The following is a 15,372-nucleotide window of genomic DNA, read 5'->3' on the forward strand; positions in this document are numbered from 1 at the left end:
ATCTGCGCTACCGGCCGTAAATCCTATCGAGCACATCCGCTACCGTGACCAGATATTCGCTGCCGGGATCGAAGCGTTCCCCTGCAGCCAAGCGCTCGGCCCAGCTGGCCGCCGCACGTCCACCCCAGGCGTCGGGCGGAACCGTCAGCACCTCCCGCTGGGTGCCGCGATAGCGTTCGGCTGTGAAGTCCAGATACGATCCGTTGACGTTTCTCAGGCTGGCGCCGCCTTCGGTGCCGTAGAAATCGGCGCTTATCACCGCGTCGCATCCGGCCTGCAGATGCCACGAACATGCTACCCGGGCGATGACGCCGCTCGCCAGTTCGACGGTAGCGACGGCGTAATCCTCAACCTCGTCACCATCCGGGCGGATGGGAAGACCCTTGGCGAAGAGCCTGCTCTCCACCCGGACGACGTCCGGGAACCCGAGGACCCAGAGAAGCAAATCGACCAGGTGCACGCCGAGGTCTATGACGCAGCCGCCGCCGGAAAGCGCCTTGTCGTAGAACCACGGCTTGCTCGGCCCGTAGGCATTGTGAAAGGTGAGGTCCACGGCGAATACCGTTCCGAGTTCGCCGGAAGCGATCAAATCGCGGATCTGCCGCATTCCGTCGGTGTAGCGATAGGAAAGATCGACGCTCAGGAGCCTGTCGACGTGTCGGGCCGTTTCGACCACGGCCGCGGTCTCGTCGCGCGTGCGCCCGAGCGGCTTCTGGCAGAAGACAGCCACGCCCTGCTCCAGGGCTACGATCGACTGGGCGGCGTGGAGCGCGCTTGGCGAGGCGATGACGATGCCGTCGAGCTCTTGGTCGAGCAGTGCCTCGAGCGAGTTCACAACCGAGGCCTCCGGCGTCAGCTCGCGCGCCGCCGCGGCCATTTCGGGCGAGGGGTCGAAGATGGCGACGGTTTCGACGGAACCGGTCTCGACCACCGCTTTCATCCGGTGGAAGCCAATTCTTCCGACGCCGAGAAAGCCGACGCGGGGGCGGATGGTGGCCTTCGGGCTCGTTGCAAGCTGCATCGCGTCACTCATCGCAGATCACCAGCGCTTTGATGAAATCTTCCGGCCGGTCGCGCGTCATGTCGAGTGCGGCGGCGAGTTCTTCGAGCGCGAACCGATGGGTGTAGAGCCGCGAGGGAGAAATCCGCCCTGCCGCGGTCGCCTCGATCGCCTCGTTTATGCCGCGCATGTAGACGGCGGGATCGCGTTCGTGAGCATTGATCACGTCGAGGCCGCGCCAGTTCCAGAGCTGCATGTTCACCTGCCGCGGACCGTCCTGATGATAGCCTGCAACAACGAGTCTGCCGCGCTCCTTCGTCAATTCGCCGGCCAGATCGAGTGGCCACTGTTTGCCGACCGCCTCCATGACGCAATCGCACAAGCGCCCGTCAGTCAGTTGCTTCACTTCCTCGATGATCCGCCAGTGATCGTCCATGGCAATCGCTGCGCCCGCACCGGCCTGCTTGGCCGCGGCGAGTGAAGACGGCCTGCGCGATATGGCTATCACCCGTGCGCCCGCGGCGCTCGCAAGCTCGGTCAGAAGAATCCCGAGAAAGCCGATGCCGACGATCGCCACGGTCTCTCCAGGAGTGATCCCGCTCCGCCGGAAGATGTTGAAGGCACAGCCAAGCGGTTCGCCGGGAAACGGCTGACCGGCAAGGGCCGTCGGCAAGGGCGCGATCGCGCTCTGATCGGCGATATCGTGCGTGGCATAGGCATGGTAGGAAAGTGCCGCGACGCGATCGCCCGGCGCGAAGCCCTGCACGTCCTCGCCGACCGCGTCGATTACTCCCCAGCCCTCGTGGCCGAGCGCCCCCGGTTCCGTCGGAAACTGCATCCATTCCGGACCCGACCAGGGAACGAGATTGGAGGCGCAGACGCCGCAGCCTTCGAGCCTTATCCGGACCTGGCCGCGATCGGGCTGCGGCAACGGCAACGTCTCTATGCGCAGCGTGCCCGGCCCGGTTACGATAGCGGCGGACATCGTGTCCGTCCGCTGAGATATGCTGATGTTCATGTCAGCTCCTTCCCTCGGTGGAGACCTGTCGGCAGCCCGAAAAGGCATTGCGAGGTCCCTCGGACCCGCCCCTGCCCCGACCAAAGCAGGCTCTGAGCAATGTTCAAGAGCCTTCCGCCCTTAACTTGATGTTGCAGCTTTTGTTCCTGGTGCCCGCAGTTCGCGTGGAACACTCCCGCGAAAGAGAGGTTTGTACCTTGGCATGGGCAACGCCCGGCTGGGGATCAAAGAAGAACATCAAAGAAGAAGTCAAAGAAGAAGGAACATTTGCGACGCAGGTTTGTTGGAGGTTTGTCTCTATCTCTGATTGGTCATCGTCAGGTGCATTATGACAAAAGTACTTGTTACCGGCGGCTGCGGCTTCATAGGCCGACATGTGGTCGAAGAGCTTCTCTCAAGGAACTACGAGCTGCGCGTCCTCGATGCGCTGAACGATCAGGTCCACGCGGATGCGCAAATCACGCTGCCACCGGAAGTAGACATGCGGCGCGCGGACATATGCGACGCAGACGCAGTGAAAAGCGCACTGAAGGACGTCAGTCACGTCATCCATCTTGCCGCGGAAGTCGGAGTCGGACAGTCGATGTACGAAATCGCCCGCTATGTGGGCGTGAACGACCTGGGCACCGCCGTCCTGCTCGAGGCGATGATCGGCATGCCGATCCGGCGGATCGTCGTCGCCTCTTCCATGAGCGTTTACGGCGAGGGCCTGTACGAGACGGCGGCCGGTGAGCGTCGCGCGCATATCCGTCGGTCCCCCGCCGAGATCAAGGCCGGCACATGGAATCCCTCCGGTCCCGACGGCGAGAACCTGAGGCCTATCGCGACCGACGAGCACAAGCCCGTCGATCTCGCGTCCATCTACGCGCTTACGAAATATGCGCAGGAGCGGCAGGTCCTCATATTCGGGGAGGCCTATGGCATAGACGCGGTGGCGCTGCGGCTTTTCAACGTCTACGGCGCCGGGCAGGCGCTTTCCAATCCCTATACCGGCGTTCTAGCCAACTTTGCCTCGCGGCTCGCCAACGGGCAATCGCCGATGGTCTTCGAGGACGGGCGCCAGAAACGTGACTTCGTTCATGTCCGCGACGTGGCGCGCGCTTTCCGGCTCGCGCTCGAACAGCCGCAGGCCGCCGGCCACGTGATCAATGTCGGCAGCGGGCACGCCTACGCCATTGCCGATGTCGCCTCGTTGCTTGCCGAAGCCATGGGCGTAGCGGAGATCGAGCCGGAGATCATGAATAAGGCCCGTTCCGGCGATATCCGCAATTGCTTCGCCGATATTGCCAAGGCGCGCGAACTCCTCGGCTTCGAACCGGTCCACCGGCTCGAGGAATCCCTCGCCGATTTCGCACAATGGGTCCGCAACGCAGGCGCCATCGACCGCGCCGCCGAGATGAAACGCCATCTGGAAGCACGGGGGCTGGTCCTATGAGCGGCCGGACCGTCGGCACAAAACAGCATCTGGCGACGCCTGCCCTCCCAGGCAAGGCGGCGCCGATCCTGGTCGTTGGCGGCAGCGGCTTCCTCGGTAGCAATCTCGCCGACAGTTTTCTGCGCGACGGCGAGCACGTGATCGTTCTCGACAATCTCAGCCGCGCCGGCGTCGAGCGAAACCTCGAATGGCTGGTAAGCACTCACGGCCGTGCCGTCGAGACTTTGATCGCCGATATTCGGGACCGCGCGGCGATCGAACCTGCCTTCAGGAACGCCAAGGCCGTATTTCATTTCGCGGCGCAGACGGCGGTAACCACCAGCCTCGAGCGGCCGACCGAGGATTTCGAGACGAATGCGCGCGGCACGCTTAACGTACTCGAGGCGGCTCGCCTGGCCGGGCGGCGCGCCCCCGTCATCTTCGCCAGCACCAACAAGGTCTATGGCGCCCTCGGGCACATGGAGATGAGGGACGTCGCGGGCCGCTATATGCCGGCCGGAGAGGCGACGCGCGAGCATGGCGTCGGCGAGGACCAATCGCTCGATTTCTGCACGCCCTACGGCTGCTCGAAGGGCGTCGCTGACCAGTATGTGCTGGATTATGCCCGCTCCTTTGGCTTGCCTACGGCCGTGCTCAGGATGAGCTGCGTCTATGGTCCGAGGCAGTTCGGCACCGAGGACCAGGGCTGGGTTGCCCATTTCCTCATTCGCGCGCTCGCCGGCGAACCGATTTCGATCTATGGCGACGGCAAGCAGGTCCGCGACATTCTGCATGTCACCGATGCGGTCGCAGCCTATCGGGCGGTCCTGAAATCGATCGACCGCCTGAAAGGGCGCGCCTTCAATCTCGGAGGCGGGCCCGGCAACGCCGTCAGCATTGCCGAGGTGCTGAGCGAGATCGAGCTGTTGACCGGCCGCCGGCTCTCGACGGCAAAAAGCGACTGGCGCGCCGGGGACCAGCTGTACTTCGTCGCCGATACGCGCGCGATCGCCGATGCGCTCGGCTGGAAGGCCGGAGTACCATGGCGGGAAGGCCTGCGCGATCTCTACGCCTGGCTTCACGACGATTGGGGCGAGGTCAGCAGGATCCGGCATCTGCCGCGGAGGGTCACCGCATGAGCCTTTGCACCGCTACCGCTGCGACATTCGAAGTCCGCCACAACGCCCCGGACTCGCTGCCGCGACGGGTGTTGATGACCGTCGATGCGGTGGGCGGCGTGTGGCGCTATGCGGTGGATCTCGCCGAAGCCATGCGGGCTTCCGGCGTGGAGACGCTGATCGTCGGCCTCGGCCCGGAACCTTCCGCTGAGCAGCGGCGCGAGGCGAGCCGCATCGGCGGATTCGAATGGCTGACAGCGCCGCTCGACTGGATGGCCGAGGACGAGAGCGAACTCGACCGCGTTCCGGAGCTCCTGGGCGAACTTGCACTCAAGCATTCCATCGATCTCCTGCACCTCAACCTGCCGTCTCAAGCCGCGGGAATAGCGGCCGAGATACCCGTCGTCACCTTCTCGCATTCCTGTGTCGCCACCTGGTTCGAGGCGGTGCGCGGATGCGGGTTGCCTGACGCCTGGCGCTGGCAGAAGCGATTGAACCGGCTGGGATTCGACCGAGCCGACCTGGTGCTCGCGCCGAGCCGAAGCCATGCCGCGTCCCTGACGCGCTCCTACGGTCCAATTCACGATCTCGCAGTCGTCTACAATGCGAGCCGGGACGCATGCTCAGTCACCGCCAAGGAAAACTTCGTTCTGGCAGCCGGTCGCTGGTGGGACGAAGGCAAGAACGGCGCCGTACTCGACAGGGCCGCCGCCGACATTAGCTGGCCGGTTGTGATGGCCGGTGCCTGTGAGGGGCCGAACGGACAGCGCCTGACGATCATGCATGCCGACCACAAGGGCGAACTCAGCCATGATCGGGCGATGTCGCTCATGTCGAAGGCCGCGATCGTCGTCTCTCCATCGCTCTACGAACCCTTCGGCCTGGTGGCGTTGGAGGCGGCACGTGCCGGCGCGGCACTGGTTCTCGCCGACATCGAGACCTATCGCGAGCTCTGGGACGGAGCCGCCCTTTTCGCCGACCCCGGCGATCCCCAAGCCTTTGCCCAGGCGGTCAACCGGTTGGCGCGGGATGCAGAGCTCAGGAAGGACCTCGGGCGCCGGGCACAGATGCGCTCGGCCGATTTCTCCCTCAAGACCCAGCGCGATGCGATGTTTGCCGCCTACCGGCGTGTGACGCGCGGATCAAATCGTTTGACGGCAGCGGAGTGAGCGGATGCGATTTCTCTTCTACACCCACTCATTGGTTTCCGACTGGAACCACGGCAATGCGCACTTCCTGCGCGGCGTCATGCGTGAACTCATCCGGCGCGGTCACGAGGCCATGGCGCTCGAGCCGAGCGATTCCTGGAGCCGGCGCAATCTGGTTGCCGATCAAGGTCTCGGACCGATCGCAGCCTTCCGCAAGGCCTTCCCCGGTTTGCGCGTCGGCATATACGGGGCCGATTTCGACCACGAAGCTGCGGCCGGCGAGGCGGACATGGTCATCGTGCACGAGTGGACCGATCCCGATCTGGTCGCCGAGCTCGGTCGCATTCGCTTGACGGGTGGCCGCTTCACGCTCGCTTTCCACGATACCCATCACCGCGCCGTCAGCGCCAAGCGGGATATCGCCCGGCTCGATCTTTCGGGCTACGACTTCGTTCTGGCTTTCGGTGAGGCCCTGCGCGAGCGTTATCTGCACGCGGGCTGGGGAAGGCACGTCCACACCTGGCACGAGGCCGCGGATACTTCGCTGTTCCGGCCGATGCCGGAGGTCGAAAAGCAGGGCGAACTCATCTGGATCGGCAATTGGGGCGATGACGAGCGCAGCAGCGAGATCATGTCCTTCCTGGTCGAACCGGCGAAAGAGCTGAAACTCAGGACGACCGTCCGCGGCGTGCGTTATCCCGAGACCGCGCTCAGAGCCTTGCGCGCCGCCAAGATCGTCTATGGCGGCTGGCTCGCGAATGCCGCCGTTCCGCGGGCTTTCGCCGAGCACCGGGCCACCGTGCACATCCCGCGCCGGCCCTATGTGGAAGCCCTGCCCGGGATACCGACCATCCGGGTCTTCGAGGCGCTTGCCTGCGGCATTCCGCTTATTTCGGCGCCATGGACCGATGCCGAAGGGCTCTTCCGTCCGGGCAAGGATTTCTGCATCGCCAAGGACGGCAAGGAGATGACGCGCCTTCTGCGGCAGCTGCTCGCCGAACCCGCCTTCGCCGCGGAAATGGTCGCCTCGGGACTGGAGACGGTCCGGGCGCGCCACACATGCGGCCATCGCGTCGACGAACTTCTCGCCATCGCCGCCTCCTACAGGCCGCGCACCGGCGTGAAACGGACAATTCCGGAGGAGGCCGAGGTATGAGACTGGCATTTTACGGATCGAGTCTGGTTTCGGCCTATTGGAACGGGGCCGCGACCTACTATCGCGGCCTGCTGCGCGCACTTGCCGAGCGGGGGTATGAGATCACCTTCTATGAGCCTGATGTCTACGACCGGCAGGCGCACCGCGATATCGATCCTCCCTCCTGGTGCCGCGTCGTCGTCTACGAAGGGACAATCGAGGCATTGAAAAGTGCGGCGCGGGAAGCAGCCAAGGCGGACATCGTCGTCAAGGCAAGCGGCGTCGGCTTCGAGGACGAGCGGCTGCTCGCCGAGGTGATGGCAGCGGCAGACCCGGCGGCGCTTAAGATATTCTGGGATGTCGATGCACCTGCCACGCTTGCCGAGCTCAGGGCCTCCCCCGATCACCCGCTTCGCCGCGCACTGCCTTCCCTGGATCTCGTGCTGACCTATGGCGGCGGCGAACCCGTGGTCGAATCCTATCGCGCGCTCGGTGCCCGCGAATGCGTGCCTATCTACAATGCGGTCGATCCGCAGACGCACCATCCGGTTTCGCCGGACCCGCGCTTTACAGCCGATCTCGCCTTTCTTGGCAACCGCCTGCCGGACCGCGAGGAGCGGGTGGAAGCCTTTTTCCTCGAACCGGCGCAACAGCTCTGGCAGCGGCGTTTTCTGCTCGGCGGGGCGGGCTGGCACGACAAATCGCTGTCCCCGAACGTCGCCTATATCGGGCACGTCCCGACCGCCGACCACAATGCCTTCAACACCACCCCGATGGCCGTCCTCAACATTTCACGCGCTAGCATGGCGGAAAACGGCTTCTCGCCGGCCACCCGCGTATTCGAGGCGGCGGGCGCAGGCGCCTGCCTGATCACCGACCACTGGGAGGGCATCGAGCTCTTCCTGACGCCCGGAGAGGAAGTTCTGGTCGCCAGGGACGGCCGCGACGTCGCCGAGCTGATGCAGAAGCTGACCGCCGCCACCGCCAGGGCGATCGGCGAACGGGCGCTCCGCCACGTCCTCGCCGAGCATACCTACGCACATCGCGCCGCGGAGGTGGACCGCGTCTTGAGGCAGGCGCGCCGGATGGAGGCCGCCGAATGAACCGGCCGCTCGACATCGTCATTCTCGGTCTCTCGCTGTCCTCCTCGTGGGGCAACGGTCACGCGACGACCTATCGTGCATTGCTCCGCGCCCTCGACGCTGCCGGGCATAGGGTGACGTTCCTCGAGCGAGACGTACCGTGGTATGCGAGCAATCGCGACCTGACCGCGCCGGACTTCTGCGACCTCGTCTTCTATGCGGAACCGGACGAACTCATCGGGCGACAGGCGCGCAGGCTTGCAAATGCCGATGCCGTCATCATCGGCTCCTATGTGCCCGATGGCGTGGAGGTGATCGACGCCGTCGCGGACCTCGGACCGAAACGCCTGTGCTTCTACGACATCGACACGCCCGTGACGCTTGCCAAGCTCGAGCGCGGCGACGAGGAATATCTCGCCCGAAGGCAGGTTGCGTCCTTCGACCTCTATTTTTCCTTCTCCGGCGGCAGAACGCTCGACCGGCTGCGGGACGAGTTCGCGGCGCGGCGCCCTGCGCCCCTCTACTGCGCCGTAGATCTCGACGCCTACTGCAATACCGGCGCGGCCGCGGAGTGGGACCTCGGCTATCTCGGTACCTTCAGCCCCGACAGGCAGCCCGCGCTGGAACGCCTGCTTGTCGAGCCGGCGCGCCGCCTGCCGCAAATGCGCTTCGTCGTCGCGGGGCCGAGCTATCCTGACGACATCGACTGGCCGGGGAACGTCGAGCGCATCGAGCATCTGCCGCCCGGCAAGCATGCCGAATTCTATAGCCGTCAGCGATTCACCCTGAACGTGACGCGCGCCGACATGGTGGCCGCCGGCTGGTCGCCGAGCGTTCGCCTCTTCGAGGCCGCCGCATGCCGCACGCCTTTGATCAGCGACTGGTGGGAAGGCATCGAAAGCTTCTTTCCGGCCGGCGAGGCCGTGATCATCGCCCAGAGCAGCGACGATGTCGTCGCAGCCCTGACCGGCCTCAATGAAAGGCAACGCAAAGCACTCGCCGATTGCGCTTATCGACGCGTAGCCGCCGCGCATAGTTCCGCGGCGCGCGCACGCACCTTTGTCGAGGCAATCGAAAGCGTCGCCGCCAGGACCGGCCTCGCCAACAGGCGTTCCGAGCGGCGGCTTCCCGTTTAACCCGAAAGGAGAACGGCCGATGGCTAAAAGAAACAAAGCAAGCCGAGGAAAGATCATCCTGGTTGCCGGCGGCGCCGGCTTTGTCGGATCGCACCTTTGTTCAGCACTTCTCGGCGCCGGCAACCGGGTGATCTGCCTCGACAGCTATCTCACCGGCTCCCCTGCCAATCTCACCGGCCTGAAGAACGACCCCTATTTCGCTATGGTGGAACAGGACGTCTGCGACGAAATCGACGTCGATGAACCGGTCGACCAGATCTACAATCTGGCCTGCCCCGCCTCGCCGCCGTCCTACCAGGCCGATCCCATCCACACGATGATGACCAGCGTGACCGGGACGGGAAACCTCCTGCGGCTCGCCGAGAGGCACGGAGCCACGCTTCTGCAGGCCTCCACAAGCGAGATCTACGGCGATCCGGAGGAACATCCGCAGCAGGAGAACTACTGGGGTCACGTCAACTGCACCGGCCCGCGAGCCTGCTACGACGAAGGCAAGCGCGCCGCCGAGGCTCTGTGCTTCGATAGCCTGAGGTCGGGAAGCGTCGACGCCCGGGTCGCCCGCATCTTCAACACCTACGGTCCGCATATGCGCCCTAATGACGGCCGGATCGTTTCGAACTTCATCGTCCAGGCGCTGAGGAACGAGCCGCTCACCGTCTACGGCAGCGGCGAGCAGACGCGCTCCTTCTGCTACGTATCCGACCTTGTGGACGGGCTGATCCGGCTGATGAACCGCAAGGAGAACCCCGCCGTGCCGGTGAACCTCGGCAATCCGGGCGAATTCACCGTCGTCGAGCTGGCGGAACTGGTCCTCTCGAAGATAAAAACGGCTTCGACGATCATCCATGAGCCGTTGCCGGCGGACGACCCGCAGCGGCGGCGGCCGGATATCACGCGCGCCAGGAAGCTGCTCGGCTGGGAGCCCAAAGTTCCTCTGGAGGACGGGCTGACGCACACGATCGCCTGGTTCGAGAGCGCGCTTGCCGGCAGCAGGGCGGAACGCCGGTCCGGCCGCACCCGTCGCCAGCCGCAACTTTCCGCCGTCACTCAGGATCTGTGATCATGGTTCAGGAGACGAAAGACCGATCGGCCATTGCGGAAGAGATCGCGGCGCTCGGTCCCTGGTTCCACAACATGCGGATCGGGGGTATCGAAACAGCGCCCGGTCACTTCCTCGGGGACTATCCCGCGGTGAAATGGAAGGCCTTCAGGCATGTCGTGCCGGACGACCTCGAAGGGAGGAGCGTCCTCGACATCGGCTGCAATGCCGGGTTCTACACGCAGGAGATGAAACGCCGAAATGCCGGACGCGTGCTCGGGATCGACTCCGACCCGCACTATCTCCGGCAGGCCAAGTTCGCCGCGGAGCAGGCGGGAGTCGACATCGAATACAGGTTGATGTCGGTCTATGACGCGGCGCGGCTGCGCGAGAAGTTCGACCTGGTCATCTTCATGGGCGTGCTCTACCACCTTCGCCATCCGCTGCTGGCGCTCGACCTGCTCTACGAGCACGTCGTCAGGGACCAGATGCTCTTTCAGTGCATGCAGCGCGGGTCGGACTCCGTGGCAGCCCTCGAGGATGACTACGATTTCCGGGAGTGGGAGATTTTCGACCGGCCGGACTACCCGAAGCTTTTCTTCGTCGAACACCGCTTCGCAGATGACCCCACCAACTGGTTCATCCCCAACCGCGCCGGCGTGGAGGCGATGCTGCGAAGCGCCGGTTTCGTCATCGAAGCCAATCCCGAGCGGGAAGTCTACCTTCTGCGGCGCGGCGAGCGCCCCTATCTGGACGAGCCCACCCTCAGAATTCTCGGAGGTTCGGCAGATCACTAGAGCGCTTCCGTGGGCGCCTTTCCGCCCCCGTCCCGCTCCCTGCCTGCTTGCCGGATCTTATCCGAAACGACGAAGCTGCGCCGCTTCCTTCTCGAGCAGGTCGGCCACTTCCTGGAGCGTCATATGCGTCACGCAGAGATGGATGGCGCATTCGAGAAAGCGCGTCGACGAGCGCCGCAAATACATGGCTTCCTCGCGCGCGGCCAGTTCCGATAAAGGATCCTTCGATGGGCGTCGACGGTCAGGCATTTGGAGACTCCTTCGATTCGCGTGTTTGGAGAACTCGGGCGGTGGTCAAACCCGCTTTCATGGCGAGAAGAGCCCGCCGGCATAGATCAAGGCGCCTATCACGACGGCCATGCCGACGATGGCCAGACTCAGTCCGAGCCGTTGCTTGTTCGGTCCGGCGGTCTCCGCAGCCGCAAGCGGCCGCATTGCGTCGTTGTACTCGGTCGAGGTGTCGGCCGGCCTCCCCTCCTCTTGCCCGGCTCTCGCGTTCCGGACCGCTTCCGGGCCGGGGGGCGTACCGGCTGCTTCGTCGTCGGTCTCGAGGGGCGCCGCCGCGGGGTCGAACCCGCGCCTTTTGTCACCAGTCCTTCCATGCTGGATGTCGCCACGCACCTGCGCAGGATTGCTTTCCGGCTTGGACATGGTCGCTCCTTTCCGCTTCGCGACACAACCGGCTTTCACGGCATTTGTTCCCTGCTCCTCCGCGGTGTCGGGGCTGACGTGATCGTCGCCTTCCGCTACTGCGACGTGAAGCGTTCTGGACGAAATGTGGCGAGCATCGGATGCTCAGCACCCGTTGCGATCTCATAAGCCAGAAGCTCACCAACGATAAGGCCAAGCGTCGCACCGCTGTGGCTGAAGGCCACGTAGTAGCCGGGAATGGCCTTGAGCGCTCCCAGCACCGGTTCGCCGTCTCCTGGAATGGGTTTGCCGCCGACGCCGATGGAGGCGATCTCGAGCTTCGGATTGCCCCCCATCACCTTTGACGCCTCGGCCAGGAGGGCATCTACGACGGCCGCATCGATGTCGCGACAACCGCCCTCGTGCATCTTCACGCCTTCATCCGCCGCCCAATCGGCATCCAGCGAGAAGGTGCCGCCCGGCGCGGGGCGGACGGCGACACGCGGCGTGTTCAAGACGGCGCGCAAAGGATGGGCAAGCGGCTTCGTTCGCACCAGAAGCGCGACCGGCGTTGCATCGTCGATGGTTTCGCCGGCTTGCTCCACCATCTTCGGCACGGCTGAGCCGGTGGCCAGCAGGACGGCATCCCCCAGGAAGCGATTGCCCGCGGCCGTTTCGGCGCCGACCGCCCTACCGCCTTCGACAACGACCCTTGCCGCACCCTCATCGGTCACGAGCGTGCCGCCGAGCTTGGCAAACTCTTCGATAAGCAGGTTGATCAGGATCGGCAGATCGACCCACCCTTCACCCGGATTGAAGATCGCGCCCTGAGGCGTGATCGCGCGCGCGTCGAGACCCGGCGTCACTGCCGCGACTTCGCCCGGCGCGAGGCGCTTTGCATCATAGCCGAGCGAGACTTCATGGCGATAGGCTGCGTCGATGCCGTTGCTCGAGTCATCGGCATCCCAGGTCAGGCCACCGTCGAAGCGAAGCCAGTCCGCATCGGGGAAGCGAGCCGAGAGCGTGCGGTAGCGATCGATGCCCGCCATGCGCAGCCGGTGATAGGGTTCGGAGCGAATACGCGACGAGTTCAACCAGGAGAGCGAGCGGCCGGAAGCGCCGCCGGCCGGCGGGCCATCGTTCAGGATGGTCACGCGAATGCCCCGCCGGGCAAGCTGCACTCCCGTTGAGACGCCGAAAATGCCGGCGCCGATGATGACCGCCGAAGTGATGATGTTATCCGTCATGGTTAATTGTCTTTCGATCCGTTGGACAGGTCAGGTGATGCGAGGATGGGCCCTCATGGTCGTCTTCTCCCCTTGCCTTCAGAGCACTTCGGCGAGGAAACGCTGAAGGCGTGGGCTCTGCGGATAGTCGAAGATCGCCTCGGGCGTGCCTGCCTCGACGATGCGCCCCTCGTCCATGAAAACGACCTGGTCGGCGACACGTCGGGCAAAGCCCATCTCGTGCGTGACGACGACCATGGTCATGCCGCCTTTACCGAGATCGGCCATGAGGTTGAGGACACCCTTAACGAGCTCGGGGTCGAGCGCGCTCGTCACCTCGTCGAACAGGATGACTTCGGGTTCCATGGCCAGCGCGCGGGCTATCGCGACACGCTGCTGCTGCCCGCCGGAGAGACCACCGGGGCGATGATGCTGGCGGCTGGCGAGACCGACATCGGCAAGCCGCACCTTGGCGATGCGTTCCGCTTCGGCCTTTGGCAGACCCTTTATCTTCGTCAGCGACAGCATGACGTTTTCGAGAGCCGTGTGATCCGGAAAGAGGTTGAAGTGCTGGAAGACCATACCCACCCGGCGGCGGAGCCGCTCCGGCTTCATTGTGAGAATGCTGTCGCCGTCGAGCAGGATGTCGCCGCACTTCGGTTCCACCAGACGGTTGAGGCAGCGCAGAAGCGTCGACTTGCCCGAACCGGAAGGGCCGATGATGCAGGTGACGCTGCCGGGCCTCACCGAGAGGTCGACGCCCTTCAGCACGTCGAGCTCGCCATAGGCCATGCCGAGATCGCAGACTTCCAAACTGCCGCCCTTGAAGGCAATCTGCGAGGCGTGATCGGCGCGATCGAGTTCGCTAACCTCCTCCAGCCCGCTCGTAATGGCCGCCGATTGCTGCTTGCCAAGCCTGAGACGACTGTCGATGGCGTTGACGAAATGCGTGAGCGGCACCGTGACGAAGAGATAGAAGACGCCCGCGAGAAGGAGCGGCGAGAGATTGCCGGTCACCACGGCCTGATCCTGGCCAACGCGGAAAATCTCGCGTTCGGAAGCCAGCAGGCCGAGGAAATAGACGAGGCTCGAATCTTTCACATTGCCGATGAACTGGTTTACCAGTGCTGGGAGGACCCGACGCACGCCCTGCGGCACGACGATAAGGCGCATGCCCTGGCCGTAGCTCATACTGAGCGCCCGGCACGCCTCCATCTGGCCGCGTTCGACGCTCTGGATGCCTGAACGGAAGATCTCGCCGATATAGGCGCCCGCTATGAGGCTGAGCGCGAGAACGCCGAGAGGATAAGGCGACGGACCGAACAGTTCGCGGCCGATGCGCGCAAAGCCCTGACCTATCAGCAGGATGGTGACAATGGCCGGCAGACCGCGGAAGATGTCCGTATAGATGCGGGCCGGGATACGCAGCCAGGGCGACCGCGAAATGCCCATGATGGCGAGCACCATGCCGATGACGATGCCCAGTACCGTCGAGGCGGCCGCCAGGATCAACGTGTTTTTCAGACCGACCGTGATCATGGTCGGCAGGACTTCGGCCATCGCGCCCCAATCGAGGAAGCTGCGGCGAAGGTTTTCAAGCCAGTTCATCAGGCGGTTCCCTGAAGGAAAGGCCGGTCCGACCGACGACGATCGGACCGGAACGCGGGATTAGGGCTTCGGGAGATAATCGGCTGGCATCGGCGTGCCGGGGAACCATTTTTCGTGCAGGGTCTTCCAGGTCCCATCCTGCATGGCGGCCTGCAAAGCTTTGTTCAGGGCCTCCCGCAGGGCATCGTTGCCCTTGCGGATGACGAAACCGGCCGGCGCGTCGAAGCTCGGAATATTCACCGCCACTTTCAGGTCCTCATACCGGCCGGCATAGTCTTTTGCCGCCTCGTAATCGAGGAAATGCGCATCGATCGTGCCGTTGTTCAGTCCGGATACGGCAGAGTTATTGTCTGGGAATTTGACTAGATCGGTGCCCGTGAAGTTCTTCTGTGCATAAATTTCCTGGAGCGTGCCTTGCACGACCCCAAGCCGCTTGCCCTTTAGGCCTTCAGCGCCGGTGATATCCGCGTCCGCGGTGAGCACGGAAAGGTAGCCTGCCAGATAGCCGTTGGAAAAGTCGACCGTTTCCTTGCGCTTCTCTGTCGTTCCGATCGCGGCCGCCGCCACGTCGAAACGGCCGTTGGCGACCGAGGGCATGAGGGCCGAGAAATCCTGCCCGGTGAAGATCACCTGTTCCCTCTCGAAGCCGATCCGCTTGGCCACGTCGAGAAGGAGTTCGATGTCGAAGCCGGTGAAATTGCCGTCAGCAGTTGAGAACGCGTATGGCTTGGCATCACCCATCGTACCGACGCTGATGGTTGTGGGGTCGATCAGACCAAAGGGATTGTCCTGAGCGGTGGCCGGTGCCAGGGCACCTGCCGCAAGGCCAAAGACTATCGCAGCGATGGCCGCGCCCAACCTGGCGAGCGGCACATACGAGACTTGGAATGAGTTCATCGGTTTTTCTCCTCTGGTGGTGTTTTTGCAATGTTGAAAGGACAAGGCCCTCCCAGGACGACCGGATCACCCGCGCATCCCGTAGCTGCCATCGCATGCCCCTATCAGGAGCTTTTTTGTTCTT

The 15,372-nt window shown here is 64.1% G+C and carries 15 protein-coding genes; 8 read left to right on the plus strand and 7 right to left on the minus strand.

What is annotated here, in order from left to right:
• Window positions 1–7: 7 nt before the first annotated feature.
• Both SINAR_RS0105120 and SINAR_RS0105125 read right to left on the minus strand, forming a co-directional pair.
• Window positions 8–1,033, minus strand: coding sequence for a Gfo/Idh/MocA family protein (locus SINAR_RS0105120; RefSeq protein ID WP_027998073.1), 1,026 nt, complete (start codon window positions 1,031–1,033; stop codon window positions 8–10).
• Window positions 1,026–2,018, minus strand: coding sequence for an MDR/zinc-dependent alcohol dehydrogenase-like family protein (locus tag SINAR_RS0105125; RefSeq protein WP_027998074.1), 993 nt, complete (start codon window positions 2,016–2,018; stop codon window positions 1,026–1,028). Before SINAR_RS0105125 ends, SINAR_RS0105120 begins: the two co-directional genes overlap by 8 nt.
• A 328-nt stretch (window positions 2,019–2,346) precedes the next feature.
• On the opposite strand from SINAR_RS0105125, the gene SINAR_RS0105130 reads away from it, so the two are divergent.
• The 8 genes from SINAR_RS0105130 (at window position 2,347) to SINAR_RS0105165 (ending at window position 10,887) form a co-directional block, all read left to right on the plus strand.
• Entirely contained in the window at window positions 2,347–3,453 is a 1,107-nt protein-coding gene (locus SINAR_RS0105130) for an NAD-dependent epimerase/dehydratase family protein (RefSeq protein WP_027998075.1), read from the plus strand.
• Complete coding sequence (locus SINAR_RS0105135) at window positions 3,450–4,571, plus strand: NAD-dependent epimerase/dehydratase family protein (RefSeq protein ID WP_027998076.1); 1,122 nt, start codon at window positions 3,450–3,452, stop codon at window positions 4,569–4,571. Before SINAR_RS0105130 ends, SINAR_RS0105135 begins: the two co-directional genes overlap by 4 nt.
• A 74-nt stretch (window positions 4,572–4,645) precedes the next feature.
• Window positions 4,646–5,719, plus strand: a complete 1,074-nt coding sequence (locus tag SINAR_RS0105140) for a glycosyltransferase family 4 protein (RefSeq protein ID WP_419761324.1) — start codon at window positions 4,646–4,648, stop codon at window positions 5,717–5,719.
• 4 nt (window positions 5,720–5,723) lie between these two features.
• On the plus strand, window positions 5,724–6,854 hold the full coding sequence (locus tag SINAR_RS0105145) for a CgeB family protein (RefSeq protein ID WP_027998078.1): 1,131 nt from the start codon (window positions 5,724–5,726) through the stop codon (window positions 6,852–6,854).
• The gene (locus SINAR_RS0105150) at window positions 6,851–7,936 is read left to right on the plus strand and encodes a CgeB family protein (protein ID WP_027998079.1); all 1,086 of its coding nucleotides are present in this window, start codon (window positions 6,851–6,853) and stop codon (window positions 7,934–7,936) included. Before SINAR_RS0105145 ends, SINAR_RS0105150 begins: the two co-directional genes overlap by 4 nt.
• Window positions 7,933–9,051, plus strand: coding sequence for a CgeB family protein (locus tag SINAR_RS0105155; protein ID WP_027998080.1), 1,119 nt, complete (start codon window positions 7,933–7,935; stop codon window positions 9,049–9,051). The genes SINAR_RS0105150 and SINAR_RS0105155 overlap by 4 nt, the downstream gene beginning before the upstream one ends.
• 19 nt (window positions 9,052–9,070) lie before the next feature.
• Complete coding sequence (locus tag SINAR_RS0105160; protein WP_027998081.1) at window positions 9,071–10,111, plus strand: UDP-glucuronic acid decarboxylase family protein; 1,041 nt, start codon at window positions 9,071–9,073, stop codon at window positions 10,109–10,111.
• Window positions 10,112–10,113: 2 nt separating this feature from the next.
• Window positions 10,114–10,887 (plus strand): TIGR04290 family methyltransferase, encoded by a 774-nt coding sequence (locus SINAR_RS0105165; protein WP_027998082.1) that lies wholly within the window; start codon window positions 10,114–10,116, stop codon window positions 10,885–10,887.
• A gap of 57 nt (window positions 10,888–10,944) precedes the next feature.
• Here the strand turns inward: SINAR_RS0105165 and SINAR_RS1000000136450 are convergent, their stop codons facing one another.
• The 5 genes from SINAR_RS1000000136450 to SINAR_RS0105190 all read right to left on the minus strand — a co-directional run bounded on the left by SINAR_RS1000000136450 (window position 10,945) and on the right by SINAR_RS0105190 (window position 15,248).
• On the minus strand, window positions 10,945–11,136 hold the full coding sequence (locus SINAR_RS1000000136450) for a hypothetical protein (protein WP_033046178.1): 192 nt from the start codon (window positions 11,134–11,136) through the stop codon (window positions 10,945–10,947).
• A gap of 57 nt (window positions 11,137–11,193) precedes the next feature.
• Complete coding sequence (locus SINAR_RS0105175; protein WP_027998083.1) at window positions 11,194–11,538, minus strand: hypothetical protein; 345 nt, start codon at window positions 11,536–11,538, stop codon at window positions 11,194–11,196.
• 95 nt (window positions 11,539–11,633) lie between these two features.
• Window positions 11,634–12,764 carry an NAD(P)/FAD-dependent oxidoreductase gene (locus SINAR_RS0105180; RefSeq protein ID WP_027998084.1) on the minus strand — a complete coding sequence of 377 codons (1,131 nt, stop codon included), beginning with the start codon at window positions 12,762–12,764 and terminating at the stop codon, window positions 11,634–11,636.
• Between the two features lie 78 nt (window positions 12,765–12,842).
• Entirely contained in the window at window positions 12,843–14,351 is a 1,509-nt protein-coding gene (locus SINAR_RS1000000138145) for an amino acid ABC transporter permease/ATP-binding protein (RefSeq protein WP_027998085.1), read from the minus strand.
• 60 nt (window positions 14,352–14,411) lie between these two features.
• Window positions 14,412–15,248: an ABC transporter substrate-binding protein gene (locus tag SINAR_RS0105190; protein WP_027998086.1), complete on the minus strand. Its 837-nt coding sequence runs from the start codon at window positions 15,246–15,248 to the stop codon at window positions 14,412–14,414.
• Window positions 15,249–15,372 lie beyond the last annotated feature (124 nt).

The sequence above is a fragment of the Sinorhizobium arboris LMG 14919 genome, from assembly GCF_000427465.1.
Taxonomy (GTDB): domain Bacteria; phylum Pseudomonadota; class Alphaproteobacteria; order Rhizobiales; family Rhizobiaceae; genus Sinorhizobium; species Sinorhizobium arboris.